The 26241-nt window shown below is 72.6% G+C and carries 24 protein-coding genes and 6 pseudogenes; 14 read left to right on the top strand and 16 right to left on the bottom strand.

The features are described from left to right. The first annotated feature begins 117 nt into the window (after positions 1-117). On the top strand, positions 118-900 hold the full coding sequence (locus ACFWR9_RS15170; protein WP_383841177.1) for a DUF899 family protein: 783 nt from the start codon (positions 118-120) through the stop codon (positions 898-900). 21 nt (positions 901-921) lie between these two features. Here ACFWR9_RS15170 and ACFWR9_RS15165 read toward each other — a convergent pair whose 3' ends face one another. Beyond that, the gene (locus tag ACFWR9_RS15165; protein WP_383841174.1) at positions 922-2013 is read right to left on the bottom strand and encodes a DUF4037 domain-containing protein; all 1092 of its coding nucleotides are present in this window, start codon (positions 2011-2013) and stop codon (positions 922-924) included. 167 nt (positions 2014-2180) lie between these two features. Here ACFWR9_RS15165 and ACFWR9_RS15160 point away from each other — a divergent pair, with 167 nt between their 5' ends. The 5 genes and pseudogenes from ACFWR9_RS15160 to ACFWR9_RS15140 all read left to right on the top strand — a co-directional run bounded on the left by ACFWR9_RS15160 (position 2181) and on the right by ACFWR9_RS15140 (position 5447). Beyond that, on the top strand, positions 2181-2669 hold the full coding sequence (locus ACFWR9_RS15160; protein ID WP_383841171.1) for a diadenosine tetraphosphate hydrolase: 489 nt from the start codon (positions 2181-2183) through the stop codon (positions 2667-2669). Positions 2670-2681: 12 nt separating this feature from the next. Beyond that, positions 2682-3296, top strand: coding sequence for an SDR family oxidoreductase (locus tag ACFWR9_RS15155; RefSeq protein ID WP_383841308.1), 615 nt, complete (start codon positions 2682-2684; stop codon positions 3294-3296). A 187-nt stretch (positions 3297-3483) separates the two neighbouring features. Next, positions 3484-3948: a spore-associated protein A gene (locus ACFWR9_RS15150; RefSeq protein ID WP_383841305.1), complete on the top strand. Its 465-nt coding sequence runs from the start codon at positions 3484-3486 to the stop codon at positions 3946-3948. Between the two features lie 101 nt (positions 3949-4049). Beyond that, positions 4050-4298 (top strand): annotated as a pseudogene (locus ACFWR9_RS15145) (hypothetical protein); the annotation flags it as partial. Positions 4299-4355: 57 nt separating this feature from the next. Next, positions 4356-5447, top strand: a complete 1092-nt coding sequence (locus ACFWR9_RS15140) for an enoyl-CoA hydratase/isomerase family protein (protein ID WP_383841168.1) — start codon at positions 4356-4358, stop codon at positions 5445-5447. Here ACFWR9_RS15140 and ACFWR9_RS15135 read toward each other — a convergent pair. Then, a pseudogene (locus ACFWR9_RS15135) lies at positions 5432-5593 on the bottom strand (3-hydroxyacyl-CoA dehydrogenase family protein); the annotation flags it as partial. The gene ACFWR9_RS15140 and the pseudogene ACFWR9_RS15135 overlap by 16 nt on opposite strands. A gap of 206 nt (positions 5594-5799) precedes the next feature. Between ACFWR9_RS15135 and ACFWR9_RS15130 the strand changes: the two are divergent. Beyond that, complete coding sequence (locus ACFWR9_RS15130) at positions 5800-6546, top strand: DUF1838 family protein (RefSeq protein WP_383841165.1); 747 nt, start codon at positions 5800-5802, stop codon at positions 6544-6546. On the opposite strand, the gene ACFWR9_RS15125 is transcribed toward ACFWR9_RS15130, so the two are convergent. Both ACFWR9_RS15125 and ACFWR9_RS15120 read right to left on the bottom strand, forming a co-directional pair. After that, a complete protein-coding gene (locus ACFWR9_RS15125) occupies positions 6516-7256 on the bottom strand; it encodes a class I SAM-dependent methyltransferase (RefSeq protein WP_383841162.1) in 741 nt (246 codons plus the stop codon). The genes ACFWR9_RS15130 and ACFWR9_RS15125 overlap by 31 nt on opposite strands. A gap of 94 nt (positions 7257-7350) precedes the next feature. Continuing rightward, positions 7351-7548, bottom strand: a complete 198-nt coding sequence (locus ACFWR9_RS15120; RefSeq protein WP_383841159.1) for a hypothetical protein — start codon at positions 7546-7548, stop codon at positions 7351-7353. Positions 7549-7680: 132 nt separating this feature from the next. Between ACFWR9_RS15120 and ACFWR9_RS15115 the strand changes: the two are divergent. After that, positions 7681-8151: pseudogene (locus ACFWR9_RS15115) on the top strand (substrate-binding domain-containing protein); the annotation flags it as partial. A 204-nt stretch (positions 8152-8355) separates the two neighbouring features. On the opposite strand, the gene ACFWR9_RS15110 reads toward ACFWR9_RS15115, so the two are convergent. The 3 genes from ACFWR9_RS15110 to ACFWR9_RS15100 all read right to left on the bottom strand — a co-directional run bounded on the left by ACFWR9_RS15110 (position 8356) and on the right by ACFWR9_RS15100 (position 12333). After that, entirely contained in the window at positions 8356-9804 is a 1449-nt protein-coding gene (locus tag ACFWR9_RS15110) for an amino acid permease (RefSeq protein WP_383841156.1), read from the bottom strand. Positions 9805-9967: 163 nt separating this feature from the next. Next, the gene (gene hisD / locus ACFWR9_RS15105) at positions 9968-11329 is read right to left on the bottom strand and encodes a histidinol dehydrogenase (protein ID WP_383841153.1); all 1362 of its coding nucleotides are present in this window, start codon (positions 11327-11329) and stop codon (positions 9968-9970) included. Between the two features lie 92 nt (positions 11330-11421). After that, positions 11422-12333 (bottom strand): LysR family transcriptional regulator, encoded by a 912-nt coding sequence (locus tag ACFWR9_RS15100; RefSeq protein ID WP_383841149.1) that lies wholly within the window; start codon positions 12331-12333, stop codon positions 11422-11424. A gap of 241 nt (positions 12334-12574) precedes the next feature. Between ACFWR9_RS15100 and ACFWR9_RS15095 the strand changes: the two genes are divergently transcribed. Then, positions 12575-13483: a carbon-nitrogen hydrolase family protein gene (locus ACFWR9_RS15095; protein ID WP_383841146.1), complete on the top strand. Its 909-nt coding sequence runs from the start codon at positions 12575-12577 to the stop codon at positions 13481-13483. A gap of 93 nt (positions 13484-13576) precedes the next feature. Next, positions 13577-15745 carry a SpoIIE family protein phosphatase gene (locus tag ACFWR9_RS15090; RefSeq protein ID WP_383841143.1) on the top strand — a complete coding sequence of 723 codons (2169 nt, stop codon included), beginning with the start codon at positions 13577-13579 and terminating at the stop codon, positions 15743-15745. A gap of 13 nt (positions 15746-15758) precedes the next feature. Here ACFWR9_RS15090 and ACFWR9_RS15085 read toward each other — a convergent pair whose 3' ends face one another. From ACFWR9_RS15085 to ACFWR9_RS15070, 4 genes are all read right to left on the bottom strand, one after another. Then, positions 15759-16943, bottom strand: a complete 1185-nt coding sequence (locus tag ACFWR9_RS15085) for a type III polyketide synthase (protein WP_383841140.1) — start codon at positions 16941-16943, stop codon at positions 15759-15761. Positions 16944-17189: 246 nt separating this feature from the next. Continuing rightward, positions 17190-18485 carry an amidohydrolase family protein gene (locus ACFWR9_RS15080; RefSeq protein ID WP_383841137.1) on the bottom strand — a complete coding sequence of 432 codons (1296 nt, stop codon included), beginning with the start codon at positions 18483-18485 and terminating at the stop codon, positions 17190-17192. 53 nt (positions 18486-18538) lie between these two features. After that, on the bottom strand, positions 18539-19810 hold the full coding sequence (locus ACFWR9_RS15075) for an amidohydrolase family protein (protein ID WP_383841134.1): 1272 nt from the start codon (positions 19808-19810) through the stop codon (positions 18539-18541). Positions 19811-19971: 161 nt separating this feature from the next. Then, positions 19972-20664, bottom strand: a complete 693-nt coding sequence (locus tag ACFWR9_RS15070; RefSeq protein ID WP_383841131.1) for a GntR family transcriptional regulator — start codon at positions 20662-20664, stop codon at positions 19972-19974. A gap of 102 nt (positions 20665-20766) precedes the next feature. On the opposite strand from ACFWR9_RS15070, the gene ACFWR9_RS15065 reads away from it, so the two are divergent. Continuing rightward, entirely contained in the window at positions 20767-21039 is a 273-nt protein-coding gene (locus ACFWR9_RS15065; protein ID WP_383841128.1) for a DUF3253 domain-containing protein, read from the top strand. Positions 21040-21045: 6 nt separating this feature from the next. Here the strand turns inward: ACFWR9_RS15065 and ACFWR9_RS15060 are convergent. From ACFWR9_RS15060 to ACFWR9_RS15040, 5 genes and pseudogenes are all read right to left on the bottom strand, one after another. Next, a pseudogene (locus ACFWR9_RS15060) lies at positions 21046-21492 on the bottom strand (FGGY-family carbohydrate kinase); the annotation flags it as partial. A 15-nt stretch (positions 21493-21507) separates the two neighbouring features. Then, complete coding sequence (locus tag ACFWR9_RS15055) at positions 21508-21657, bottom strand: hypothetical protein (RefSeq protein ID WP_383841125.1); 150 nt, start codon at positions 21655-21657, stop codon at positions 21508-21510. 57 nt (positions 21658-21714) lie between these two features. Beyond that, complete coding sequence (locus ACFWR9_RS15050; protein WP_383841302.1) at positions 21715-21894, bottom strand: SDR family oxidoreductase; 180 nt, start codon at positions 21892-21894, stop codon at positions 21715-21717. 100 nt (positions 21895-21994) lie between these two features. After that, a pseudogene (locus ACFWR9_RS15045) lies at positions 21995-22078 on the bottom strand (oxidoreductase); the annotation flags it as partial. 112 nt (positions 22079-22190) lie between these two features. Then, positions 22191-22544: pseudogene (locus ACFWR9_RS15040) on the bottom strand (SDR family NAD(P)-dependent oxidoreductase); the annotation flags it as partial. Positions 22545-22777: 233 nt separating this feature from the next. Here ACFWR9_RS15040 and ACFWR9_RS15035 point away from each other — a divergent pair. The 3 genes from ACFWR9_RS15035 to ACFWR9_RS15025 are packed head-to-tail and all read left to right on the top strand — an operon-like array spanning position 22778 to position 26210. Further along, positions 22778-24097, top strand: coding sequence for a uracil-xanthine permease family protein (locus ACFWR9_RS15035; RefSeq protein ID WP_383841299.1), 1320 nt, complete (start codon positions 22778-22780; stop codon positions 24095-24097). After that, the gene (locus ACFWR9_RS15030) at positions 24094-25503 is read left to right on the top strand and encodes an amidohydrolase family protein (RefSeq protein WP_383841122.1); all 1410 of its coding nucleotides are present in this window, start codon (positions 24094-24096) and stop codon (positions 25501-25503) included. The genes ACFWR9_RS15035 and ACFWR9_RS15030 overlap by 4 nt, the downstream gene beginning before the upstream one ends. Further along, positions 25500-26210, top strand: coding sequence for a sulfite exporter TauE/SafE family protein (locus ACFWR9_RS15025; RefSeq protein WP_383841119.1), 711 nt, complete (start codon positions 25500-25502; stop codon positions 26208-26210). Before ACFWR9_RS15030 ends, ACFWR9_RS15025 begins: the two co-directional genes overlap by 4 nt. Positions 26211-26241 lie beyond the last annotated feature (31 nt).

The following is a 26241-nucleotide window of genomic DNA, read 5'->3' as shown; positions in this document are numbered from 1 at the left end:
AGCTGAGGTGGCTTCGTGTCGCCGCGATTTGTTCCGGCCGCGGTGGGAGTCTGTATCTGGTGAGCGTCGTAGCCCCACGCGCGACGCCGCCAGGCACGAGACACCACGGAGGATGTCATGACGCACACGCCGAGTGACCAGACCACCGCGCCGTCCGGCCGTCCGCCCGTGGTGGACCAGGCCACCTGGCAGGCCGCCCGTGACGAGCTGCTGGTCCGCGAGAAGGCGCACACCCGCGCCGGTGACGCCCTCGCGGCGGCCCGTCGCCGGCTGCCGATGGTCGAGTTCGACGGGACGGTCGAGGTCGTCGGACCCGACGGCCCCGTCCCGTTCCTGGACCTCTTCCAGGGCCGCGACGAACTCGTGGTCTACAAGCACATGTGGTACGACGGCGCGCCGCACCAGGGGCAGTGCGAGGGCTGCACCACCACCGTCTGGCACCTGAAGGACGCCGTCTACCTCAACGCGCGCGGCGTGTCCTTCGCCGTCGTGACCACGGGCCGCTGGGAGGAGGTCGCCGCCTACGTCGAGTTCATGGGCTACACCCAGCCCTGGTACTCGATCCGCGGCGTGGAGGGGCCGGCCGGCGGCGAGACCGGATACCTCACCTCCTACCTGCGCGAAGGCGACCGCGTCTTCCTCACCTACTCCACGACGGGCCGCGGCACCGAGCGGGTCAACGGATCCATCGCCCTGCTCGACCTCACGCCGTACGGCCGCGGCGAGGCCTGGGAGGACAACCCCGAGGGCCGGCCGGAGGGCGGCGAGCCGTGCTATTCCTGGCGCTCGGACGTGGACGGCAACGCCACGTGGGGCCCGACCAGCCGCCCCGTCCCCCAGTGGACGCGCCCCGGCGCGACCCCGGAGGAAACCCTGGGCCGGCTCGGCCCCTACGGCTGAGGCGAGGCCGTCGCCACGGCGTCAGTGCTCCAGGCCCCCGGTGACCGCTCGCGCCCGCGCGGGGTGGCTCAGTACGTCGGTGCTGTCGGCGAACTGGTCGACGGCACCGGTCGGCGGCAGCGCCCTGACGGACGGGTCGGCGACGCGGGCGGTCAGCGCCTCGGCGAAGCGTTCGGCGCGCAGGACCCGGAACGGCCGCCCGTGATAGGGGCGCGTGGCGGGGTCGACGGGGTCGGTCAGCCCGAGCTGGTTGTGCGCGTCGGCCACGACCTCGTAGGCGCGGGCGAGGCGGTCCTCGCGGGTCTGCGGGTCGGTGGCGGCGAGAGCGGCCGTGAGGACCGGCGTGAGGGACGCCGCCTGTGGGGTGCGGGCGAAAGCACTTCCGAGCCACTTGCCGTACGGCGGATAGCGACGGTCCATCAGCAGGCACAGCCGCATCAGGTCGCGGACCAGCCGCGCGGCGACGACGGCGGAACCCAGCTCGTCGCCCACTTCGCCGCACCTGCCGACGAAGGCCTCCTCCTGCGAGACGCGCCGCCACTGGCAGGCGAGCAGGTACAGCCAGAGGTCGTGCGGATACCAGTCGAGCGTCGCCCGGGCCGGGACGAGCTGTCCCAGCCCGTCATGGAACACGGCGCCGGCGGTGACCTCGGCGAGCCGCTGAGTGGGAGCGGACAGCCAGTCCGCCACGGTGACGCCCCGACCGGGATCGAACCCCAGCCGTTCGGTGAACCACCCGCCCGCATCCGTGATGTCGACACGGTGATGGACCGGCCCGTCGGTCGCCCGCATCACCCGGATCCCCTCCTCGGCGGTGGCGGCGAAGTGGGTCGGATACCCGTGGAACGCATTCGGCAGACGCTCCGCGAGCACGTCCCAGATCCTCGCACCGTGCCGGTCGACGTCCCCCGGCCGCAGGAAGAGCTCCAGCCGAGGCCCCCATTCGTGATCCGCCGAGCGCGGGGTGTCGAACCCCAGCACCTCCGAACCACCACCCACCCGCGCGGCCGAGTGGACGACCCCGGGGGCCTCCGCGTCCAACAGGGGCCGGACGGCTTCGGAATAGAAACGGCGGGCCAGCTCCAGCCCGGGCACGAAAGGCGGTGTGGTCATGCCCGGGAGACTGCCGGACGGGGAGACTTCGGGCGAAGCGTTTTCCGGGTTCACCGTCCGTCCGCGTGACCGTGCCGGTCGGACACCGGCTGCGTCAGGCATGCCCCACAGCATGACGGAAGCCGGTCGGACTTCGAGGGCGGTGGCGGTGAAGGTAGGTTCAGGTGATGGCTGATGACTGGCGGGCGGACCGGATCGGGGCCGCGCTGAGAGGGGAGAACCCGACCGTGATGCGGCGGCCGGCCGCGGGATTCGCGGTGATCGGGGACGTCCAGTTCCTGCCGGGCTACTCGGTTCTCCTCGTGGACGAACCGGATGTGCAGCGGCTGTCCGACCTGCCGAGGGCGAAACGGCTGTCGTTCCTGTCCGACATGGACCGGCTCGGCGAAGCGGTGGAGCGTGCCTGCCGACTGCTGGACCCCGCCTTCCGCCGGGTCAACCTGGAGATCCTCGGCAACACGGACCCCTTCCTGCACGCGCACGTCTGGCCGCGCTTCGACTGGGAGCCGGCCGACTTGGTCGGTGGCCCCGTCTGGCTCCATCCGCGAGAACGGTGGAGCGACGACCAGTTCCGGCTGGGTCCCCGACATGACGTACTGCGAGCCTCGATCGTCCGCGAACTGGACGAGTTGGGAGCGGTCGTCGGGTGCGAGTGAGCGGGCGGTGGCCTGCGGCTAGCGGTACGGATCGACACCACGGACGCCGCGAGCATCGCGGCCGCCGCCAAGCAGGTGCTCGCAGCCCATCCGGACCTCAACGTCCTCGTCACGATGGCCGGCGTGATGCACGCCGAGGACTGGCACGATCCCGCCACGTTCCTCGCCACCGCGGAGTCCACGGTGACGACCAACGTGCTCGGCCCGATCCGGCTCATCGCCGCCTTCGTCGAGCACCTGCGGACCCGTCCGGACGCCACGATCATGACCGTCTCCTCGGGCCTGGCGTTCACGCCGCTGAAGGTCACGCCCAGCTACAACGCGTCCAAGGCCGCGATCCACATGCTCAGCGAGTCCGTCCGGCTCCAGCTCGCCGACACCTCCGTGAAGGTCGTGGAACTCGTACCGCCGTCCGTGCGCACCGCGCTGCTGCCCGGACAGGAGGACAACGAGCACGCCATGCCCCTCGACGAGTTCGTCACGGAGGTCGTCGGCCTGATCGAGGCCGAGCCCGACGCCCGGGAGATCCAGGTCGAGCGCGTGAAGTTCCTGCGCTACGGGGAGGCCCGCGGCGACTACGACCAGGTCGTGGCCGCACTCAACGCGACCGACCCGCACGGGAAGTAGGAGCGGAGCGGGAGTCGCACCCACGGTGGTGCCGGGCGGCCTCAGCCGATCTTCTTCGCGAATGGCCGTAAAAAGTCGTCAACGGCGTACAACCACCGAACAGGCGCAAAGGTCTCAACGGGTGGCTTCAGCAACACCATGGGGAGGCCAGTCCGATTCACGGATCGAGGGTGCCATGAAGCGTTCCATGCAAGCCGTGGGTGCGTCGTTGATCGCTGTCGGGGCCATCGGAGCGGGGCTGATGGTGACCGCCCCCGCCGCCGGCGCGGCCACCAACGGCGCGACCGCCTCGTACAACGGGGTCTGCGGCTCCGGCTACAAGGTGGTGAACTCCATGCCGATCGGGAAGACCGGCACGGTCTACCTCACCTACAACTCGGCAACCGGCAAGAACTGTACGGTCACCATCCGCAACAGCACCGGCGCACCGAAGTACATGGTGGCCTACGTGCGCAACGTCGACAGCAGCGAGGACATGTACGACGCGGGCGAGTACCGCTCGTACGCGGGGCCGGTGTACGCCTTCGCGCGAGGTGCCTGCGTGGAGTGGGGCGGCGTCATCGACAACCTCCAGGCCTGGAACTACGGCTCCAACTGCGGCGCCCTCGCGGCCAAGACCCCGCAGAAGGACTGGTTCGCCGGGGACCGGTGAGGCAGGCCGGCGAACGACCGGTGACGATCAGGGGCTCCGCCGGCGGGCGGAGTCCCTCACCGTGTGCCGGTGGCGCCCGGGGTCAGGCGCCCACCGCCACAGGCTGCACGTCCCTGTTCGCCTTGGCACTGATCACCGGCGGCGTCGGGCCCTGGATGCCGTACGCGATGTTCGGCTGCGTGTTCGTGGGCACGCTCGCCGGACTCCTGCCACGGGCGAAAGGCCGGTGCGCGGTGCTGATGCCGGCGGGCCCAGCCGTGCTCACCTTCCGGCGCGCGGCGCGCCGGGCCCGCTTCCGGGCACCGGTCCGCTTCGCCGCTCCCCGGCGGGACGCGGCGGAACCCCGCTGAAGGGCGGGCCCCGACCCACCACGCCCGGACGGCAGACCCGGCGAGTACGGTGTCGAGATGAACGGCACCGAGGCACCCGTCCTCCTGCACACCACCGGCCGGGCCGCCCACATCACCCTCAACCGGCCCAGGGCCCTGAACTCCCTCACCCACGAGATGGTGCTCCGCGTCGACGAGGCGCTGACCGCCTGGGAGCGGGACCCGGCCGTCGAGACCGTCGTCATCACCGGCGCGGGGGAGCGCGGCCTGTGCGCGGGCGGCGACATCCGGACCATCCACGACGACGCCCGCGACGGGGACGGCACCGCCTCGGCCGCCTTCTGGCGCGACGAGTACCGCCTCAACGCCCGCATCGCCCGCTACCCCAAGCCCTACGTCGCCGTCATGGACGGCATCGTCATGGGCGGCGGCGTCGGCATCTCCGCGCACGGCAGTGTCCGGATCGTCACCGAGCGGTCCAGGATCGCCATGCCCGAGACCGGCATCGGCTTCGTGCCCGACGTCGGCGGCACCCACCTGCTCGCCGTCGCCCCCGGCGAACTCGGCACCCACCTCGCCCTGACCGGCACGCAGATCGGTGCCGCCGACGCCCTGTTGTGTGGACTCGCCGACCACTACGTGCCCTCCGCCGCGCTGCGGGACCTCGTCGACGAACTGGCCGAACTGCCCGTCCCCGATGCCCTGGCCCGGCACACACAGGCGCCCCCGCAGGGCGTCATGGCCGCGCACCGGGCCTGGATCGACGCCTGCTACGCCACGGACAGCGTCGAGGAGGCCGTACGGCGGCTGTACGACCACGGCGATCCGGCCGCAAAGGAGGCCGCCGAGACCCTGCTCGCCAAGTCGCCTACCTCTTTGCAAGTCACCCTGGCCGCCATACGCCGCGCCCGCGGGCTCGGCTCGCTGGAGCGGGTGCTGGACCAGGAGTACCGCGTCTCCTGCGCGGCGCTCGGCGCACCCGACCTGGTCGAGGGCATCCGCGCCCAGATCATCGACAAGGACCGCAACCCCCGCTGGTCACCGGCCGCCCTCGCCGACGTCGGCGACGCGGACGTCGAGCGCTTCTTCACCCCCCTCGGCGAGCGCGAACTCGGGCTCGCCACCACGGCCGACGCCGCGCCGGAACCCGGCCGTCAGCCCCGGTCGTAGGTGTGGAAGCCCCGGCCGGTCTTCCGGCCGAGGAGTCCCGCCTCCGCCATCCGCTGGAGCAGCGGCGGCGGGGCGTACAACAGCTCGCGGAACTCGTCGTACAGCGACTCCGCGATCGAGGCGACGGTGTCCAGACCGATGCAGGACGAGAGGGCGGTGGCGCAGCCGATCACGCCCCACCCGATGATCGGCAGTCCGTTCGCGCCCACGACGGTCGACGTCTCACCGCATCGCTCTGTTCTGACCCGCCCGCGTCGACAGAGGCACACCGGCGGCAGTCTTTGGGCCAATTCCGGGCCATGCCGGGGTGATCGGCGCCCCGTCGCGGCGGTGATCGCGCAGAGTACTCCCCATGACGACACCCGCAGAACAGCTCCGCGCCCTCGCCCGCACCCGTGCCTCGCTGGACGGCGAGGAGGTCACGTACTGGTGGACCGGTGACGTGTATGCCTGGGGTCCCGACGAGCCTTACCAGCGTGTCTTCGGCTTCGAAGGGGTCAACGTCGCCCGCCTCGTCCAGGACGCCGACGGCGGCCCGGACGCCTGTCGGCTGCTCACCCGCGAGGCCGCCTTCTACCTCGATCCCGTCAGCCGCGAGATCCTGGAGACCTGGCAGGACCTGCCGGTCGTGCACGTCTGGAACGACCCGGCGAACCAGAAGTGGCGCCCCTTCCCCGTCCCGACGACCGAACTCGGCGGACAGGTCTGCTTCAGCCTGGAGATCCCGCTCGCCTACCCCTCGCCGCTGCCGGTGGCCCAGTACCCGGTCCACTCGGCCGGCGACACGTACAAGGCCCTGGAGCTCTTCCAGTTCTTCGCCGACCGCGCCGACCTGGCGGGCCCCGCGCCCAGTGTCCCGGCGACCATGTCGTGGTCCCGGATGTCCCCGTGGCTCCCGTGGATGGCGCGCGGACAGCGCCCCGGCGGCCTCACCTTCCACTGCCGGGGCCGCAAGCTCGGCGCGTACACGGAGGTTCCCGAGCGCACCCGCGCGTACATCGCCGACCACCATCCGGAGTTCGCCCACGCCCCCGAGAAGTGGAGCGAGCCGAACGAGACCAGCTGGACCTACTTCCGCAAGCTCAACCCACCGCAGTAGCCGCCCGGCCACGGGCCGACCGCCGGTCCCGCCGGCACCAACCAGGCGCGACAGCGCAGCATCTCCAGCGGAGGGTTGGCGTCGAAGTCCGCCCAGTACTCCGCGCCGAACTCGCGCAGGCCGGCCTCGGACACCGTCAGCGGCACCCAGGTCACCTCGCTGAACCCGGCCGCCCGCAGCCACTTCTCGTAGACCTCGCGGCGCGGGAGGTTGGCGACGAAGGAGACCGGCGGGTCCAGCAGCGCCGTGATCCGCACCTGCGGTCCCGGCTCGGCCTGCTCGCCGGTCAGCTCGCTGCGGAAGCCGTACCTGTCCGGGGGCGGCCCGTCGAAGCGGAAGTCGGGCGACTGGTTGAGTACGAAGAACTCACCGCCGGGTTCGAGGCTCCGGTACGCGTTGCGGCACATCCGCTCCGCGGTGGCGATGTCCGTCGCGTAGTTGAGCAACTGCACCGCCGTCGCGATGTCGAAGCGCCGCCCGAGAGGCCGCAGCTCGGCCACGTCACCGACCTCGTAGCGCGCACCGAGCGGCTCGCTCTCCTCCAACTGCCGTGCCACGGAGAGCATCTCACCGGAGACATCGATGCCGAGCACCTCCGCCGCACCGCGCCGCATGAACTCCCTGCTGTAGAAGCCGGTCCCGGAGGCCAGGTCGAGCACCGACCTGCCGCGCACGTCCCCGACCATGGCCAGGAAGCCGGGCACCACCACGTACCGTTCCAGATCCCGGCGACGGCCCGGCAATGTTCACGTCCCGGCGGCCCGGCACGCCGGTGCCGGGCCGCCAGTAGCAAGGGGGGCAGGCTCAGTAGATGTTGGCCTCCACCTGCGGGCCCTCCTCGCGTCCCGCGTCGATCTGCGCGCGGAGCGAGATCTCGTCGTAGACGCGGACCTCCTTCACGATCCGGCCGTCCTGGATCAGGAACTGCGACACCCCGAGCACCGTCACCGGCCGGCCGGTGAGGGGGCCGAAGGCGGGGGTGCCGCGGTAGGTGCCGTGCATGGTCCACAGGACGGCCACGCGCAGGCCCGCGTAGCGCGTGAGTGGTTGGTCTGGATGCCCCGGACGGCGAACCGCGCGTCGGGGAAGGGGCCGACCATGGCGAGGAGGTCGCTCTGGTAGCGCTCGGGGCGGATGACGGTACGGTCGCCGACCGTCTGCACCGACTCCCGTCTGCCCGCACAGCTGGAGCGGCGCGGCATGCCCTACGTCTTCCTCAACCGGGACACCGGCCGGGCCGGCGACTCCGCCTCCGTCGTCGACAACGAGGGCGGCGGGCGCCTCGTCGCCCGGGAACTCGTCGCCCTCGGGCACCGGCACATCGCGGGCGTCTTCGGCGCGGCCAACACCACCACGGGGCGCGAGCGCGAGCTGGGGTTCCGACTGGCCCTCGCCGAGGCGGGCGTCGGGCTGCCGGAGGACCGGGTGGTGCGCGGTGCGTTCGAGTACGACACCGGCTACCGGGCGCTGCCCGCCCTGCTCGACGCGGACCGGGCACCCACCGCCGTGTTCTGCGGCAACGACGTCGTGGCCATCGGGGTCCTGAACGCGGCCCTCGCGGCGGGCGTCAGGGTCCCCGAGGACCTCACCGTCATCGGCTTCGACGACCTCCCGAGGCCGCGTGGGAGGCATTCCGGCTCACCACCGTCCGGCACGACCTGCGGGAGCTGTCGTGCCAGGCCGCACGCCTGCTGGTCCGGCGGATCGCCAAGGAGGTCGACCCGGCCGGCGAACGGCTGGTCCTGCCGACCGAGTTCGTGCCCCGCGCCACGCACGCCCGCGCCACGCACGCCCGCGCCCGCTGATCCGTCAGCGCCCGCGGACCGTGTGGTGCGCAGCCCGCTCCGTCTCCAGGACCGAGGACGCCGGGGTGTCTCCCGCGCCGCCCGCCGGACGCCGCTGTCGCAGCACACCCAGGCCGACCAGGACCGCGGTCAGTCCGAGCGAGAGCCACAGCTCCAGCCGGTGTCCCGGCAGTACGGCCATGACCACCAGCACCCCGGCGATGAAGGCGACCGTGGCGAGAGTCAGGTAGGGGAACCCCCACATCCGCACCTCGGCCGGCTGCCCTCCCTTGCGCCGGTTCGCGTACTGGGTCAGGGCGATGACCATGTACATGATCAGGGCGATCGCTCCGCTGGAAGCGATGAGGTACGAGAAGACGTCCGGCAGCAGATAATTGGCGATGACCGCGGCCACGCCGATGACGGTGGAGGCCGCGACCGCGTTGCGGGGGACGCCCTGCCGTGAGGTGCGGGCGAAGAGAGCGGGGGCGTCGCCGCGCCCGGCCAGCGAGAACATCATGCGGGACGCGGTGTACACGGCGGAGTTGAGGCAGCTGCCCACGGCGACGATGAGTACGACGTCCATGATCCGCGCGGCGCCCGGGATGTTCATCCGGTCCAGAACGGCCTGGTAGGAGCCGGCCGCCAGATCGTCGGCGTTCCACGGGACCAGACACACCACGATCAGGATCGAGCCGACGTAGAAGAGGCCGAGCCGCCAGACCACCGCGCGCACGGCCTTCCTGATGTTCTTGCGCGGTTCCTCGGACTCGGCGGCGGCGATGGTGACGATCTCGCTGCCCTGGAAGCTGAACATCGCGGTGAGCAGACCGGCGAGGACGGCCGTGCCGCCCTGCGGTGCGAAACCACCGTGACTCCACAGGTTCGACACCCCCTGGGTGTCCGACCCCGGCAGCAGACCGAGGATGGCCAGCGCCCCCAGGACCAGGAACGCGAGGATCGCGACGACCTTCAGCAGGGCGAACCAGTACTCGAACTCCCCGTAGTTGCGCACCGCGAGAAGGTTGCTGCCCGCCAGCAGCGCGATCACCACGAGCGCCGGGATCCAGCTGGGCACCGAGGTGAGCCCCGCGACCACCTCGCCGGCGGCGATGGCCTCGATGGGGATGACGAGAATGTAGAACCACCAGTACAGCCACCCGATCGAGAAGCCCGCCCAGCGGCCCAGCGCACGGTCGGCGTAGGTGGAGAAGGAACCGGTGTCGGGCTGGGCCACGGCCATCTCGCCCAGCATCTGCATGACCAGCACCACCAGCCCCGCGGCCAGCAGGAACGAGACCAGGGCGGCCGGCCCGGCGGCGGTCACGGAGGCGGACGAGCCGACGAACAGCCCGGCGCCTATCACCCCGCCGATGGAGATCATGGTGATCTGGCGGCCCTTCAGGCCCTGGGTGAGAGCGGTGCCGCTCCCTGTTCCGGCGGGCGCCGGTGGCGCGGACGGGCGGTGTGGCATGGCAGAACCTCGGGTGGGGACAGGGCGCGGGGGCCGGGCGTGGCAGGGGGTGGCTTCGGCACCGGAGCGGCGGTGGGGGGGGGGCGGGGGGGCGCGGGGGGGGCTGTCGCCCCGGTGGGGCGGTGCGGGGCCCCCCCCCCGCGGGGGGGCCCCCCGCGCGGGGTCACAGCTGGTCGCGCAGGGGGGCCGGAACGTCGTCGAACGCGCCGGACTTCCGCCCGATCCGGTCGATGCGGAGCGTCGCCGTCGCACCGTGCGCCGCCAGCCCCTCGAACGCCGAGACGCGCTCGACGGCCGGTGCCAGGGACGCGGTCCCCTCCTTCGAGGCGCGCTGGTACGTCAGCGGCTTCAGGAAGCGGGACACGGAGAGCCCCGCGTTGTAGCGGGCGGTCTTGCCGGTGGGCAGTACGTGGTTGGTGCCGGCGATGCCCTTGTCGGAGTAGGCGACCGTCGACCACGACCCGATGAACAGCGAGCCGTAGTTGGAGAGGTTCTCCAGGTAGTAGTCGTCGTCCTCGGTCTGGATCTCCAGGTGCTCGGGGGCGATCACGTCGGCCACCGCGACGGCGGCGGCCGGGTCGTCCACCACGACGACGGAGCCGAAGTCGCGCCACGCCGGTCCGGCGATGTTCCGGGTGGTCAGGGACTCCAGCCGGCGCTCGACCTCCGCGATCACGGCGCGCCCCAGCTCGGCGGACGTGGTGACCAGGGCGGCCGGTGAGTTGGGCCCGTGCTCGGCCTGGCCCAGCAGGTCCGCCGCGACCCACACCGGATCGGCGCTGTCGTCCGCGATGACGGCGACCTCCGAGGGGCCGGCCAGCAGGTCGATGCCGACCCGCCCGAACAGTTGCCGCTTCGCCTCGGTGACGTACGCGTTCCCCGCGCCGACCAGCATGTCGACCGGTGCCTCACCGAGCAGGCCGAAGGCCATCGCGCCGAGCGCCTGGACGCCACCGAGCGCGAACACCCGGTCGGCTCGCGACAGGTAGGCTCCGTACAGCACGGCGGGGTGGGCGCCGTGCTCCCCGGACGGGGGAGTGCAGGCGAGGACGGTGGGGACGCCGGCCGTCTTGGCCACGTTCACCGTCATGAACGCGCTGGCGAGCAGCGGGAACCGGCCGGCGGGCAGGTAGGCGCCGACGCGGGAGACGGGGACGTAGCGCTGACCGCCGGCGACACCGGGAGCGACCTCGATCTCGAAGTCCGTCAGGTGCTCGCGCTGCGCGGCGGCGAAACGGTGGGTGCGCTCGTAGCCCATCTCCAGCGCGGTACGGACGTCCGGGGGAAGCGCGTCCCCCGACTTCCTCAGCTCGGCGGCCTCGATCTCCAGGTCGCCGGACCAGCCGTCCAGCTCCTGGGCGTAACCGCGTACCGCGTCCATGCCCTTGCGCTCGATCTCGCTCAGCATCTGTGAGACGCGCTCGACGACCGAGGGGTCGCGCTGGGCGGGCGGTCCGTCCACGGACGGCTTCTTGAGCCACTGGAACGGGGGGAGGGACTGTGCTTCGTCGTGCGTGATCTGCATGGCAGGGACGCTAGACGGCACACTGCCACAGGACCAGAGGGGCGATTCCTGTCCGAAGCGCAGGGTTTCCCTGTGGGTCCAGTGGCCGGTACTCAGAGGCCGAGATCGTCCCGGATCTCGCGCAAGGTGTCCTCGGCGATCCTGACCAGCTCCCGGGTGGCCCGCGACAGCGGATGTCCCCGCCGTTTGACCAGCGCGATCGTGTCGTAGAGGGGGTCGGCGAACGGGACGGTGCGCAGCCCCGCGGGAAACGTCGCCCCGGCGACCACGGCCCGGCTGGCGATCGTGTCGCCCACCCCGGCGGCCACCAGACCCAGCGCGGCCTCGACATGTTCCAGCTCGATCAGCGGATCGACGCTCACCCCGGCCAGCTGGGCCCGTTCCGCGAGCTGGCGCCGGGTCGGGTCCTGCCAGCCGTAGTGGGCGTCGTAGAGGACCAGCGGGGTGCGGGAGAAGGCCTCCATCGTCATGGGCGTCCGGGTGCGCTCCTCGCTCGCGCTGACGAAGAACACCTCGTCCCGCAGCAGCGGCGTCACCACCAGCCCCTCGTCCTCGATCGGCAGGACCACGAGACCGGCCTCGATCCGTCCCGCCGCCACGGCCGCAGCGGTCTCGGCCGAGTTCTGCCCCACCAGCCTGACCCGGACGGACGGATAACGGGCGTGGAACAGCTGTACGAGGTTGGACAGCAGGTAGTAGTCGGCGTTGCGCAGCACACCGAACGTGGCCGTCCCGCCGCCCAGCGAACCCAGGGAGCGCACCGCCCGGGTCCCGCTCTCGGCGGCCTCCACCGCCTGCTGGGCGTACGGCAGCAGTTCCTGGCCGGCCGAGGTCAGAGCCAGGGTGCGGCTGCCGCGCGCGAACAGCTCGGCGTCCAGCTCCGTCTCCAGGCGGCGCACCAGTTCGGAGGCGGAGGCCTGGGCGATGTCCATGGCCCGCGCCGCTGCGGTGAACGACCCGAGCCGCTCCGCCTCGACGAAGGCCCTCAGCTGGTTGAGGGTCATACGCGGTCCGTGTCCTGTCGGGTCGGGGGCGCGCGTCGTCGTGACACTGACGCGGGGGTCCTCGTTCTACCACGGTCCCTGGGCGGCGCGGGACGCCCGGCCGCCGCGCGGGCCACAGGTTCTTCCTGTGGATCGCACTGGAGGAAGGGATCTTTTCCCATGGGTGGCCCGGTGATTGGCTCGACCCCGTCCCCCGTCCCCCGTCCCCCGGACGCCAACGACCGCGGAAGGCTGCCCAGCGATGACGACTCCCTTGCCGATCGGCCTCGTCCAGGCGGCCGCACGGCACCACGCCGCCGACGACGCGGACGCGTTCGCCGAGGACGTGCGCCGCGTCACGGCGGCGCACCCCGGCGTCCGGCTGCTCGCCTACCCGGAACTGCATCTGTGCGGGCACGAGCCCGGCGAGGACCCGGAGCGGGTCATGACCGCGGCGGCCCAGCCCCTGGACGGCCCGCGGGGCGTTCGGCTGGCCGCCCTCGCCCGCGAACTGGACATCTGGCTGGTGCCCGGCACCGTCCACGAGCAGGGTGCCGACGGCCGGATCTACAACACCGCGCCCGTCTACTCGCCCACGGGTGAACGGGTCGCGGCGTACCGCAAGATCTTCCCGTGGCGCCCCCACGAGACCACGGCGGCCGGCTGCGACTTCGTGGTGTTCGACATGGCGGGCCATGGCCGGGTGGGCCTGACGATCTGCTACGACGCCTGGTTTCCGGAGGTCACCCGCCACCTGGCCTGGCAGGGCGCCGACGTCGTACTGAACCTGGTGCGCACGCCCACCGTCGACCGTGCCCAGGAAGTCGTGCTCGCGCAGGCCAACGCGATCGTGAACCAGGTCTTCATGGCCGGCCTCAACGCGGCTGCCCCGGACGGTCTGGGGCGCAGCGTCGTGGTGGACCCCGAGGGGCGGATGCGCGCCGAGGCCGGGCCCGGACCCGAGGAGGTCCTGACGGACGTACTCGACCTGGCCGAGGCCCGGCGGGTGCGAGCGCGGGGCACCGCGGGGCTCACCCGGGTGTGGGACCCGTTGGAGGACGGGGACGGCGGGCCACCGCTGGAGCTGCCCCTGTACGCGGGCCCTATCGAGCCGGAGCGCTGGCGTCGCGGCGCCGGTGTGGGCGAAGCCGCCCGGCGTGTTATTGAATGAGGTGTGCGGTCGGAGATCTCGGGGCACTGCCCGCACGGGTGCGAGTACGGCCCGGCGCTGTGCCGGGGCCGGCGAGCGAGCTGAGAGAGCCGTATGGACACACCCTCTCCTTCGTCCTCTTCGTCCTCGTCGCCGTTCGACCTGGTCAGCAGCGCCTTGGGCAAGTACATCCCGCGCGGCGGAGCGTCGGCGGCAGCCGGTGCCTCCGGAGCGCCGGGTGAGGACACCGCCCGCGTACGCGTCCACCCCAACCCGGCAGCCGGCCTCCAGGAGCAGATCCTCGGCGCGGTCAACCTGGACCGGGAGCTGCGCATCACGCGCAGCAACCTGGACGCCCCCGTCTTCGCCGGTCTGGAAGTCGTGACCGGCAGCCCGTTCGTCGATCTGCTGCCACCCTGGGACATACCGACGGTCACCCGCCGGCTGCGGCAGGTCCTGGAGACCGGCGAGGCACACGTCGCCCGGGTACAGCGGCTGCGCCGCGCCGACGGCTCGGAGCTGGTCGTCTCGATGAGCATCCTGTCCGCCGCGGCGCCGCAGGAGGGCCTGACCGTCTCCCTGATCGCCATGGCCAGGAGACTGCACCTGTACGCCGCCGAGACCGCGATCGGCACCTCGCTGGACATCGGCGAGACCGCGCAGTCGCTGGCGGAGTCGCTGCTGGCCTGGGGAGACGTGGCCGCCATCGACCTCGACTTCGCCGTGTGGACGGGCGAGGGGGTCACCGAGCACGGCCAGGGGCGTATCCGGCTGCGACGGGCGGCCCTGGTGCCGGACCGGGTCTGGCCCGAGGGGTACGTGACTCCGGGTGACGATCTGCCCAAGGACGCGAGTCATCTGCTGTCGCAGGCGATCCGGCGGGACGACGCCGCGCAGGCCATCGTCATCCCCGACCGGAAGTCGATCGAGCGGGTCCTCGGCAGCCCGAAGCTCGTACGCGCCCTGGTACCCAGCGACCGGTCCGCCGGTGTGGCCTGCATACCGCTCGTCCTCGACGGGTCGCCGCCCGTCGTCCTGGGCGTGGCGGAGGTCTGGCGACGGGCGGACCGCCCCTTCAACGACAGCGAGCTGCTCGACCTCCAGGAACTGGTGGCCAGAACCTCGCACCACGTCGACCTGGCCCGGCAGCACCAGCGCGAGCACACACAGGTCCTCGCGCTGCAACGCCGGCTGCTGCCACGCACCGGCGGCGACACCGTCGAGACCGCCAGCGTCTACCAGCCCGCCACCCCCGACAGCGCGGGCGTCGGCGGTGACTGGTTCAACAGCTTCCCGCTGCCGGACGGCCGCACCGCCCTCGTCGTCGGGGACGTGGTCGGACACGGCCTGGGAGCCGCGGCGACCATGGGCCAGCTGAGCATGGAGGCCCGCGCGCTGCTCTCCGCGGGACTGGCGCCCGACGAGGTGCTGGAACACCTGGACAAGACCGTGACGATGCTGGACGACGCGGAGTCTGGGCTGGCCGCCGGCTACAGCGCCCTCGGGTCGACCTGCTGCATCGCCGTCTACGACCCGGTCAGCCACCGCGTGGCCCTGTCCAGCGCGGGCCACCTCCCCCCGATCCTGGTGCTCCCGGACGGCCGCGCCGGGCCGCTCGCGGTCCGCCCGCACCCCGGCCTCGGCGCGGAGTTCGCCCTGCGGGAGCCGTTCGGGGTGCACACCTTCGCCGCACCCCCGGGCTCCCTGCTCGCCCTCTACACCGACGGGCTGGTGGAGGATCCCGCCGTGCCGATCGACGAGGGCATCGGCAGGCTCGCGGACGCCGTGTCCACGGTGCACCCCTGGGACGTCCTGGAGGAGGCCGCGAGATGGGTCGTCTCCGGACTGTCGCCGCTGCGCGGGCGCGACGACGTGACCCTGCTGCTGGCCCGCATGATCGGCTACCGCAAGGGGGACACCGCCACCTGGCGGCTGCCCGCCCGCGACGACGCCGCCGCCCGGGCCCGCACGCTGGTCTCCGCGCTGCTGCGCGAGTGGCATACCAGGGACGACACCCGGGACAGGGTGCTGCTCCTGGTCAGCGAGCTGGTCACCAACGCGGTCCGGTTCGCCGGCGGACCCATCACGGTACGGCTGATCAGGGCCGGTCACGGGCTGCTCTGCGAGGTGGGCGACACCGGCAACGGCCGGCCCCGCCTCGGCCGCGGCGAGCTCCTCGACGACGGCGGGCGCGGACTGCACGTCGTGCACCGGCTCACCGCCCGGTGGGGGGTCCGGTGGACGGACACCGGCAAGGTGGTCTGGGCGGTGGTGGGCAGGTGACGGCGCGGCCGGGCTACAGCCACTCTCCTTCGAGGGCGGTCGCCGTGAGGCCGGGGGCCGCCGCGTACAGCACGGCGCGACTGCCCGGCCGCTGCCCGGCGTCGTGCGCCCGGCGCAGGATGTCGAACACGGCGGCGCCGCCGCGGTTGCCGCTGGTGTAGCTGTCCCGGCTGTGGTCGAGCAGCCCCGACGGCCACGCCTCGGGCATGGTCTGCTCCATGTACTCCAGCACCCGCGTCCCGCCGGGGTGCGCGAGCAGCACGTCGGGGTGCCAGGAGTTCGGGTCGTCCTGGTAGCGGTCGTGCAGCCAGTCCCACATGGCGGTGACGGTGTTCTGCACGGCGCGCGGGCCGCGCCGGTCCATCACGAAGTGGGTGCCGTCCGCCCGCGTCTCCAGGCGGTGCAGGTCCTGGGTGTCCGGCACGGTGTGGTGCCAGGAGGCGTCCAGCCGCAGCACCGACTGGGGCCTCGGGCGGCCCGTGACCACCGCGGCGACCGCGGTGTCCGCGAACAGCAGCCGGACGATCAGGGACTCCAGGGTGTCGTCCGCGGGCTGGTAGGTCGTACTCAGGGCCTCGGAGATCACGACCAGGACCACCCGGTCGGGGTCGGCCGCCACGAGGTCGGCCGCGAGTGCCAGGGAGCGGGTCCCTGCGACACAGGCCCACTGCGAGGCGGGCAGCAGCATCGCGTCGCCGCGGAGCGGGAGCCTGTTGGCCAGGGCGACGTCCAGACCCGGCAGCGCCGGGGTGGTGGAGTTGCTGGTGATCAGGCAGTCGACGTCCGAGACGTCCAGCCCGGCGATCTGCAGGGCCCCGCGCGCCGCCCGCTCCCCGTACGCCTGCACGGCCTCCCAGGCCGGTGCCGTGCGCTCCTGCACGGTCTGCGGTGCCGGCGCCGCTTCGAGGGCGGCGACCACGCGGTCCGCGTCCTGCTCGGTGAACCCGTCGCGGGCCAGCGCCTCCCGCGCGGGCCCGGAGCCGGTCGCCGACAGAACGCCCGAGGCGCCGGGCGCGACGGCGGACTCCAGAGGCAGCATCCAGCCACGGCTCTCGATGCCGGTACTGGCCGCGATGCCGTCGATCCGGGGCGCCCACGCCGCGTCCGGGTGCCGCTCGCGGACCTCCTCCACGATCTGGCTGGTCTTGACGGCGTGCTCGCCGTGTATGACGGCGGGCGGGCACAGGTAAGCGGCCACGATTCGCACCTTTCTCCGGTGAACAAGAGAGGGAACGTCCCGAGTGCTGTGGCATGGCTCACTCCAGCACCCGACGTCCAAGTCCATGCCGGCGCACGTCACTTCGGGCGCCGGCATCCGACCCGAGCATGGCGGCTAAAGGGACATTTACGCTGTGACTCAGACAACTTGGACCGCTCTTGTCGTGCGTGACGCTGCACACACACCACTGCCTGGACCCCGGTGCGTTCGCCGCGAGCGTCCGTCTCAGACCAGTTCGCCGTTCCGAGCCACCACCCGCCCGCCGTGCACGACCATGTCCCGCCGGGGCATGTCGACCACGACCTGCGGCAGGCACTCGCCGCGCACCAGCACGAAGTCCGCCGGTGCGCCCGGCTTCAGGTCGGCCCGTGGCAGGCCCATCACGTCCGCGCCGCCGTGCGCGCCGACGTCGTAGCAGGAGGCCAGCTCGTCGTCGAGGCGTACGTCCGTGATCCAGCCCAGCAGATGGGCGCGGTGCAGCATGTCCGCGTCGCCGAACGGGCTCCACGAGTCGCGCACACCGTCCGAGCCGAGCCCGACCCGTACGCCGTACTCGCGCAGCGTGGACACGGGCAGCACCAGGGACTCGTTCGGCGCGACCGTCGTCAGGGCGATGTCCAGCTCCGCCAAGTGCTCGGCCATGGCCCGCAGTTCGCGCTCGGCGAGGAACGGCAGGCAGAAGACGTGGCTGACCGTCACCCGGCCCCGCAGGGAAAGGGACCGGGTGCGGTCGATGATGCCGCGCATGACCCGGGTCCCCTTCTCGTCGCGGTCGTGCAGGTGGATGTCGACGCCGATCCCGTGCCGGTCGGCCAGGTCGAAGACCAGGTCGAGCTGTTCCTCCGGAGCCTGGTCGAAGCTGATCGGGTCGATGCCGCCGATCATGTCGACCAGGCCCTCGCGCGCCGCCCTGGCCAGGAGTTCGGCCGTGCCGGGCGTACGGACCACGCCGTGCTGGGGGAACGCCACGATCTGCACGTCCAGCGCGTCCGCCAGGCGGTCCCGAGCCTCGGCGATGCCTTCCACACCGGCGAGGCCGTAGGCGGGGGCGACGTCCGCGTGGGCCCGCATGGCCCGGGTGCCGCGGGTCACGGCGTGCGCCATCAGACCGTACGCCCGTTCGCCGACGGGGCGCCGCTGGGAGTGGTACAGCTCGACGTCCTGCTCGCAGTACTCGGCGATGCCGCTCGCGGGCCTGCGCGACACCCACGGGCCACCCCAACTGGTCTTGTCGGGATGGATGTGCGCGTCGACGAGCGCCGGCAACGCCAGCCGCCCACCGCCGTCGACCACCTTGGCGCCCCTGGGGGCCGGCCGGTCCGAGACCCGGCCGTCGAGGACGGTCAGCTCCACCGCCCCGGACCTGCCCGGCAGACGCACGTCGCGGAACACGACGGCGTCGCGGCCGTGACGTGCCGGGTCGGGTGAGGCGTGCGCCGTCGTGGAGGCCAGGCCGGCGGCGCTGCCCAGCGAGGCGGCGCCGGCGAGGACGTTGCGCCGGGACAGGGGCGGAGGAGTCATGCCGTTCTCCTACGGATGAGGGGTGTGGTGCGGATAGTGGGTACGGGCAGTGGTCAGACGGGGATGCCCGAACGCACCACCCGGGACGGCTTCGAGAGCAGTGACACGTCGGCCAGCGGGTCGCCCGGCACCAGCACCAGGTCGCCCGCGTGGCCCCGGGTCGGCCGGCCCGCCGTCCCCTCCAGGCCGAGCAGCCGCGCGGCCTGCGTCGTCGCCGTGCGGATCGCGTCGAGCGGTGAGAGTCCGGCGGCGTGCATCAACCGCACCTCGCGCCCGATGGGGTCCACCGTGCCGCCGGAGGAGTCGGTGCCCGCCGCCAGCGGCACGCCCAGCTCGTGCGCCGCCAGTACCGCCTGCTTCAGGACGGGCAGGTAGGCGCGGCCCCGCTCGGCGAGCACCGGGTCCGAGGACTCGGCGAGACCCGCGATGGCGGTGAGGGTGGGCGTGAAGTAAGTGTCGCGGCGGCGCATTTCGTGCAGGGTGCGCTCGCCGACGAACACGCCGTGTTCCAGGGAGCGGATGCCCGCGGTCACCGCGTCGTGGCAGCCCTTCTCGCTGTAGCTGTGGCAGAGCACGCCCTTCCCGCCGCGCCGTGCCGCCGCCACCACCTCGCTGAGCTGGGCGTGCGAGTAGACCTGGGCCAGCGGGTCCTGCTCGGGCAGACCGGCCCGTTCGTTCACCCGCGTCTTGACCACGTCGGCGCCGCGCGCCAGGTTGACCCGCACGACGTGGCGCAGGGCCTCGGCGGACCGGACCCCGTCCTTCAGGCCGGCCAGCGTGGCGAGTTCCGGGTCGGCGAGCAGGGTGTCGCCCAGGTCCGGCGTGACGAAGACGCCGGCCGCCCGCAGTCGGGGCGCCATGCCGGGGACCTGGCGGGCCAGCTCGCGCACGGCGATGTCCTGGTAGAAGTTGGTGGATCCGCTGCGCGCGCTCGTCGCGCCCTTGCCGACGGCGTCACGTGCCTCGGCCACGGTGTTGAGGTGGATGTGCGCGTCGATCAGGCCGGGCAGGACCCACTGGCCGTGCGCGTCGAGGCGCGGGACGCCTGTCGGGGCCGCGGTCCTGCCACGGGCGCCGGCCGCGCGCACCACACCGTCCCGGATCACCACGACGGCATCCTCGGTGACGTCACCGCTCGCGGGGTCGAGGAGGGTGCCGCCCTCGACGACCAGGTCGCCGGTGCGAGGGCGACGGCCCGGCGTGGTCGCCGCCGCCGGACCGGCGGAACCGAGGGCCGCCGCGGTACCGGCGAGGGCCGCGGAGGCGGCGAGCACGCCTCGGCGGGTCAGTCGAGGGGACGGGGGCTCGGACGGCTCGATGCACATCGCTGGGCTCCTGGTGGGGAACGGGGGAGTCGAGGCAGGGGGAGACCTGCCTGGCGCCATTTTGTATACCAGGCCGGGAGGACGGGACAAGGGGGTGCCGGATGTGCCCCGATGATTCCCACCGGTGCTGCACATTTGAGAATCACCCGGTGTACAAAGAATCACTTGGTATACAAAGCCCTGTCCCCGAAGAGGGACCGAAGTGCCACGGCCCGGCTGTCCCGGACGTGCAGGAGGGTGCTCGCGGCGGCCGGCTCCTCGTCGCCCGCGGCGATGTGCCGGAAGATGTCCGCGTGCTGGGCCCGCATGTGCGCGGGCTCGGCCCGCATGCCGAACAGCAGCTGCAACTGCCAGCCGAGCTGCTCCATGGTGCGGGCCAGCAGCGGGTTGCCGGACAGCGCGACGATCCGCTCGTGGAACTCCGTGTGCGCCGCGACCTCCAGCGCGCCCTCGTCCTCCTCGGCGGCGTCCTCGGCCCGCGCCAGGGAAGCGCGCAGCGCCTCCAGTTCCGGCAGCCGCCCGTCCGCCGCCGCCACCTGCCTGGCCGCGAGCCGCGACGCCTGGACGGCCAGGGGCTCCCACACCTCGTACAGGTACCGGACGTCGGCCCGCTCCAGCCGCCGCACCCGTACTCCGCTGTGCGGCAGCAGTTCCAGCAGCCCCTCGGCGACCAGGGCGCGCAGCGCCTCGCGGACCGGCACCCGGGACATCCGCAGCTCTTCCGCGACCTCTCGCTCCACCAGCCGCGTTCCCATGGGATACCGGCGGTCCACGATGCGCTCGCGCACGGCCTCGCGGGCCCGCGCGCTCAGCGACGTCCGGGTCTGTCCCGCTTGCGGTGTGCTGGCTGCCACGTGCACCGTCCCTCGCCCTCGTGCTCAGAGCGAGGATACGTTTCCGGCGATCACCGGGCCCGCCCGCGGGCGCGACCGCCCGTGGATCGCCATACTGGCCGGGTGGCGGACGCGGAGGAGCGGACGGGCCGGAGCCTGGAGCGAGCCATTCTGGAACTCCTGGGGCGCCGCCGCCCGGAGGCGACGATCTGCCCCTCGGACGCCGCACGCGCGGTCCACGAAGGGGACGCCGACGGCTGGCGCGCCCTCATGGAGCCGGCCCGCCGTGCGGCCGGGCGACTGGCAGCGGCCGGAGAGGTCACGGTCACCCAGGGCGGTCACCCGGTCGACCCGGCCCGGGCGCGCGGCCCCATCCGAATCGGCCGCGCCCGTTGACCGGCATCAGCCGAAGACGTCGTACGTACGGCGGTAAAGCGCGTAGGTGTGTTCGCGGACGTCCCGGTACACCGTCTCCAGCCGGCGGTAGAGGGCGTCGGTGTGTTCGCGGACGTCCCGGTACACCGTCTCCAGCCGGCGGTAGAGGGCGTGGTTCTCCGGGTCCGGGTGGAAGACCTCACCGCCGCGGACCATCCTGGCCGTGGCCTCCTCGAACTCCGCGTGCACGCCGAGACCCAACGCCGCGCAGATCGCTGCTCCCAGCCCGGTCAGGTCGGATCGTGAGCCGCCACCGGAGACGATGACCTCGCGGTGGGTCGTGCCCAGTTCGCGTGCCATGCGTTCCGTCGTGTCGTGGACCGTCATCGCGAGGGCTTCCAGGATGGACCGGTAGACGTGGAAGCGGCCGTGGCGTCCGTCGAAGCCCGGCATCGTGCCCTTGCGGAAGGGGGCGTCGCCCGGGGCGAGTCAGTCGAGGACGGTCATCAGCCCGTCGGCCCCCGGCGGCACCTTCGCCGCCTCGTCGTTGAGGTAGTCCTCCGCGTCCAGCCCGGCGGCGCGCGTCCGCGCGGACGCCTCCTCGCCGAGCAGGTCGCGGTACCAGCTGACCGTCCACATGCCGCGGTGATCCACCTCTTGGTGTGCGGTGCGTGGGGGAGGGCGCGGCGTGGGGGTTCAGCGGACCAGGTAGCCCCCGTCCACCGGGAGAACGAGCCTGTTGACGTAGTCGGACGCCCGGGAGGCGAGGAAAACGGTCGCGCCCATCAGATCCGTGACGTCGCCCCAGCGGCCAGCCGGGATGTGGTCCAGGACGCGCTGGTCGGTCTCGGGGTTCGCCCGCGTAGCCTCGGTGATCTTCGTGGCGAAGTAGCCGGGCGCGATGGCGTTGACCTGGATGCTGGGCCGGCTCGTCGCAGTACGCCTTGGTGAAGCCGACGATGCCGTGCTTTGTGGCCGCGTAGGCGGGCGACCACTGGCCGCCGAGGAAGGAGAACATCGACGCGATGTTGATGATCTTCCCGGAACGCTGCGGAATCATTGAGCGGACCGCCTCGTGGCTCAGCTCGAACGGCGCCGTGAGGTTGATGTCGAGCATGGGGGTCCCACTGCTCGCGGCCGGACTCCTCGACGTCCGCGATGTTGCAGATGCCCGCCGAGTTCACCACGATGTCCACCGGTCCGAAGGCGTCCGCGCAGCCCTCGCCGATCCGCCGCGGCACGCCGGGCTCGGTCAGGTCCGCCTTCATGAGCTCCATGCGGCGGCCCTCGGCCTCGGTCAGCTCCTGGGTGGTGCCGTCGTCCTCGGTGACGGACGGTACGAACACGTCGGCGCCCGCCTCGGCGAGGGCCGGCGAGAACGCCCCGCCGAGGCCCGTCCTGCCGCCGGTGACGATCCTTGCCGCCGGTGACGATGGCGCCGCGGCCGTCGAGGGAGAAGAAGTCCCGGTTCCGGTCTCCCGCCGCCGTAGGTCACCGTCCTTGACGCGGGCTCCCGACCCTCCCATACTGGCGGCCAAATCGATTTGGCCAAATCGATTTGGCTCTCCGTCCAGGGCCGGATCGCTGTTCCACCCCGAGCGTGCTGTAGGCCCGAACGGAGTCCAACGTGACCAGTGCCCACCAGAGCCGGCCGCCCCAGGCCGGAAGTACCGATCAACCCCCGCAGCCCAAACCCCCGGAGCCCGCCACCGCGTCGGAGTCCACGGCCGACGCCGGTGAACGGTCCGGCACCCACCCCGTGGACGAATCGCGCCCGGTTCTCCGCATCCTGCTCTTCGGAGTCCAGCACGTCCTCGTGATGGCGGCCACGCCCATCTCCGCGATCTTCCTGATGAGCGCCACCCTCGGACTGGACGCCGGTCTCACCGTGGACCTGCTCTCCGCGGCCTTCGTGCTCTCGGGTGTCGGATCCCTCATCCAGTCGCTCGGCCCGTGGAAGTTCGGGCCCCGGCTGCCGTTCGTGATGCTGCCGGGCGGCGCTCCGCTCATCCTCTTCCTGGCCATCGCCGAGCAGCACGGCCTGCCCACGGCCGGTGGTGCCGTCATCCTCACCGCGCTGTTCTGCTTCGTCGTACTGCCGGTGTTCTCGCGGCTGCTGGCCTTCTTCCCCGCGCTCGTCATCGGCACGATGATCGTGATCGTGGGCGTCAACCTGGTGAAGGTCGGCGCGGTCCTGGTCACCGGCCCGCCCGGCTCGCCGGGCTTCGCCGATCCGGGCAACCTCGGCCTGGGTATGGCGACGATCGGGTTCACCGTCGTCTTCTACCTGCTCTTCACCGGCGTCCTGCGCCAACTGGCCGTCATGCTCGGCCTGCTGGCCGGCACCGCCCTCGCGGCGGCGACCGGCGCGATCCACACCGGGTCCCTCGCCGGCGGACAACTGGTGACCCTGCCGCACCTGATGCCCTTCGGCACACCCGAGTTCAACCTCGTCGCCGCGCTGCCGCTGATGCTCTACAGCCTGGCCTCGATGGCCGAGGCCACCGGCCAGACCGTCATCAACGCCGAAGCGGTCGGCAAGACGATCGACAAGCGCACCGACGTCCCGAAGACCGTCCGCGGCGACGCTCTCACCTCGCTCCTCGGCGGCTTCTTCGGCCTGCCCCTCATGGTCACCAGCGGGGAGAACATCGGCATCGTCCGCGTCACCGGCGTCCGCAGCCGCTTCGTCACCGCCGTGGCCGGCATCGTGCTCGTCGTCATCGGGCTGCTGGCGCCCGTCACCCACGCCATCAGCGCGATCCCGTCCCCGGTCGTCGGCGGCACCGCCATGATCGTCTTCGGCGTCATCACCGTACTCGGCATCCAGATGCTCGGCCGGTCCGACCTCGACCGGCACACCAGCACCTTCGTCGTCGCCGTCGCCCTCGCCCTGGGGCTGCTCCCGATCCTGGTCCCCGGCGTCTACGGCGGCTTCCCGCCGAACGTCCGCATCCTGCTCGAAAGCGGCGTCGCCGTCGGCGCGTGCGTCGCCGCCGTGCTCAACATCCTCTTCCACCACGTCAGGCCGGGCATCGCCGCGCGGCTGACCAACACCCGCACAGAAAGCGACCGATGAACCGACTCGACCGCGCCCCCCTCACCGGCCACGGGCCCCTGCTGCTCGCGCCGGACGCCGTCCTGTTGCCCGAAGGCCCCACCGACGGGTATGCCGTACTGGTCGACGACGGACTCTTCCAGGCCGTCGGACCGGCGGCGGAGCTGGCGGGGGCCCATCCGGGACTGGACACCGTACGCCTCCCCGGACACCTGCTGATGCCCGGATTCGTCGACGCCCACCACCACCTCACGCAGAGCTTCGGCGCCGCGCTCGCCTTCGGGGAGCCGTCGGAGATCTTCCGCCGGGTCTGGGTGCCGCTGGAGGGAGCACTGGACGAGGAGTCGGCGTACACGGCGGCCAAACTGGCCTCCTTCGAGGCCCTGCGCGGCGGTTTCACGACCGTCACCGACGCCGGCACCCGCGCCGACGTCGACGTCGACGTGGTCGCGTCGGCCACGCGGGACGCGGGAATCCGCTGCGTCCTGGGCCTCGTGTGCAACGACACCGACCGCGAGCCCGGGAGCGACCCCCGGGCCGTCCTCGACGACGCCGAGAAGCATCTCGCCCGCTACGACGGCGATCCGCTCGTCCATCCCTCCCTCGCCGTCTCCATCCCCGAGGCGGCCACCGAACGAACCCTGCGCGACACCGCCCGCCTGGCGGCCGAGGCCGGCGCCGTCGTGCAGATCCACGTCAACGAACATCTCGCCGGCGTCGAACGGTCGCTGCTGCGCCACGGGCTGCGCCCCCTCGAACACCTGCACCGCGTCGGCGCCCTCGGCCCGCAACTGCTCGCCGCGCACGCCACGCTGCTCACCCCGCGCGAGCTGTCCCTGCTCGCCGACACGGGTGCCGCCGTCAGCTACAACCCGGTCGCCAGCGCCTGGAAGGGCAACGCGGTCGCGGCCGCGACCGACATGACCGAGCGCGGTGTCCGCGTCGGCCTCGGCACCGACGGCACCCGCGGCGACGGCTTCCGGCTCGCGGAGGCCGCCGAGTTCGCCCAGCGCCTGGCGTACGGGCTCGCCACCGGTGACTCGTCGTGCGGGGCCGGCTGGACCTGGCTGGAGCACGCCACACGCGGGGGAGCGGACGCCGTAGGTCTCGGCGGCCGCACGGGGGCCGTCGCGCCGGGCAGGGCGGCCGACTTCCTCCTCGTCGACGTCGAGACACCCGAGCTGGCGCTCTCCTGGGACCTGCCGTGGGAGCTGGTCCGGCGCGGCAACCGCGACCAGATCACCGCCGTCTTCGTCGCCGGGCGTCTGCGCATGTGGCACGGCCGCCCCACCGACTGGGACGGAGCCGCGCTGGTGCGACGCGCGGCCGAACTGGCGCGAGCGGCGGTGACCAGGGCGCGCGTGGTGCGGGCCCACCCCACCTCCACGGAGGCCCGGGCACGGCACGAGCGGACGGTGATCCTGTGAGCTGGCCCTCGCTGGTCACCCTGGCCGTGACGGTGGCCGTAGCCGCCTTCGTCCAGGGCAGCAGCGGACTCGGCTTCGCGCTGGTCGTCGCGCCCGTGGCCGGCATCCTCGCCCCCGGTCTTGTCCCGGTCTTCGTCCTGGCCGCGATGATCCCGCTCAACCTGTACGTCGCCTGGCGCGAACGGGCGTCGCTCGACCTGCGGGGCGCGGGCTGGATCACCGGGGCACGGCTCGCCGCCACCCCCGGGGGACTGGCACTCCTCTGGCTGATCCCGGAGCACAGCCTCGGCGTGTTCGTCGGGGTCGCGACCGTGCTCGCGGCCGTGGTGAGCCTGGCCGCACCCGTGTTCACTCCCGGCCGGGTCGCCTACCTGGGCGCGGGCGTGGTGACCGGACTGACGGAGACGGCCACCGGCGTCGGCGGGCCGCCGCTCGCCCTGGTCTACCAGCACCGGTCACCGGCCGAACTCCGCTCCACCGTCGCCGCCTGCTTCCTCGTGGGAGAGGTCGCCTCCCTGGCGTTGCTGTTCGCCACGGGGAAGGCGGAGGTCTCCCAGCTCGGGTGGGCGGTGGCGGCCGTGCCGGCGATCGCGCTGGGCGCCGGGCTCAGCCGCCTGGTGCACCACCGGCTGGACGCCCGCAGGATGCGGCTGTGCGTGCTGGTGTTCGCGCTGGTGTCAGGGGTCGTGCTGCTGCTGGGCTTCTGAACGGGCCGGGACGGGACGGAGGGGTGACGGA

Origin of the sequence: Streptomyces sp. NPDC058534 (assembly GCF_042717365.1) — a bacterium.
GTDB lineage: Bacteria > Actinomycetota > Actinomycetes > Streptomycetales > Streptomycetaceae > Streptomyces.
Note: the sequence above shows the minus strand (reverse complement) of the source record. Positions and strands in the feature narration are given on the sequence as shown.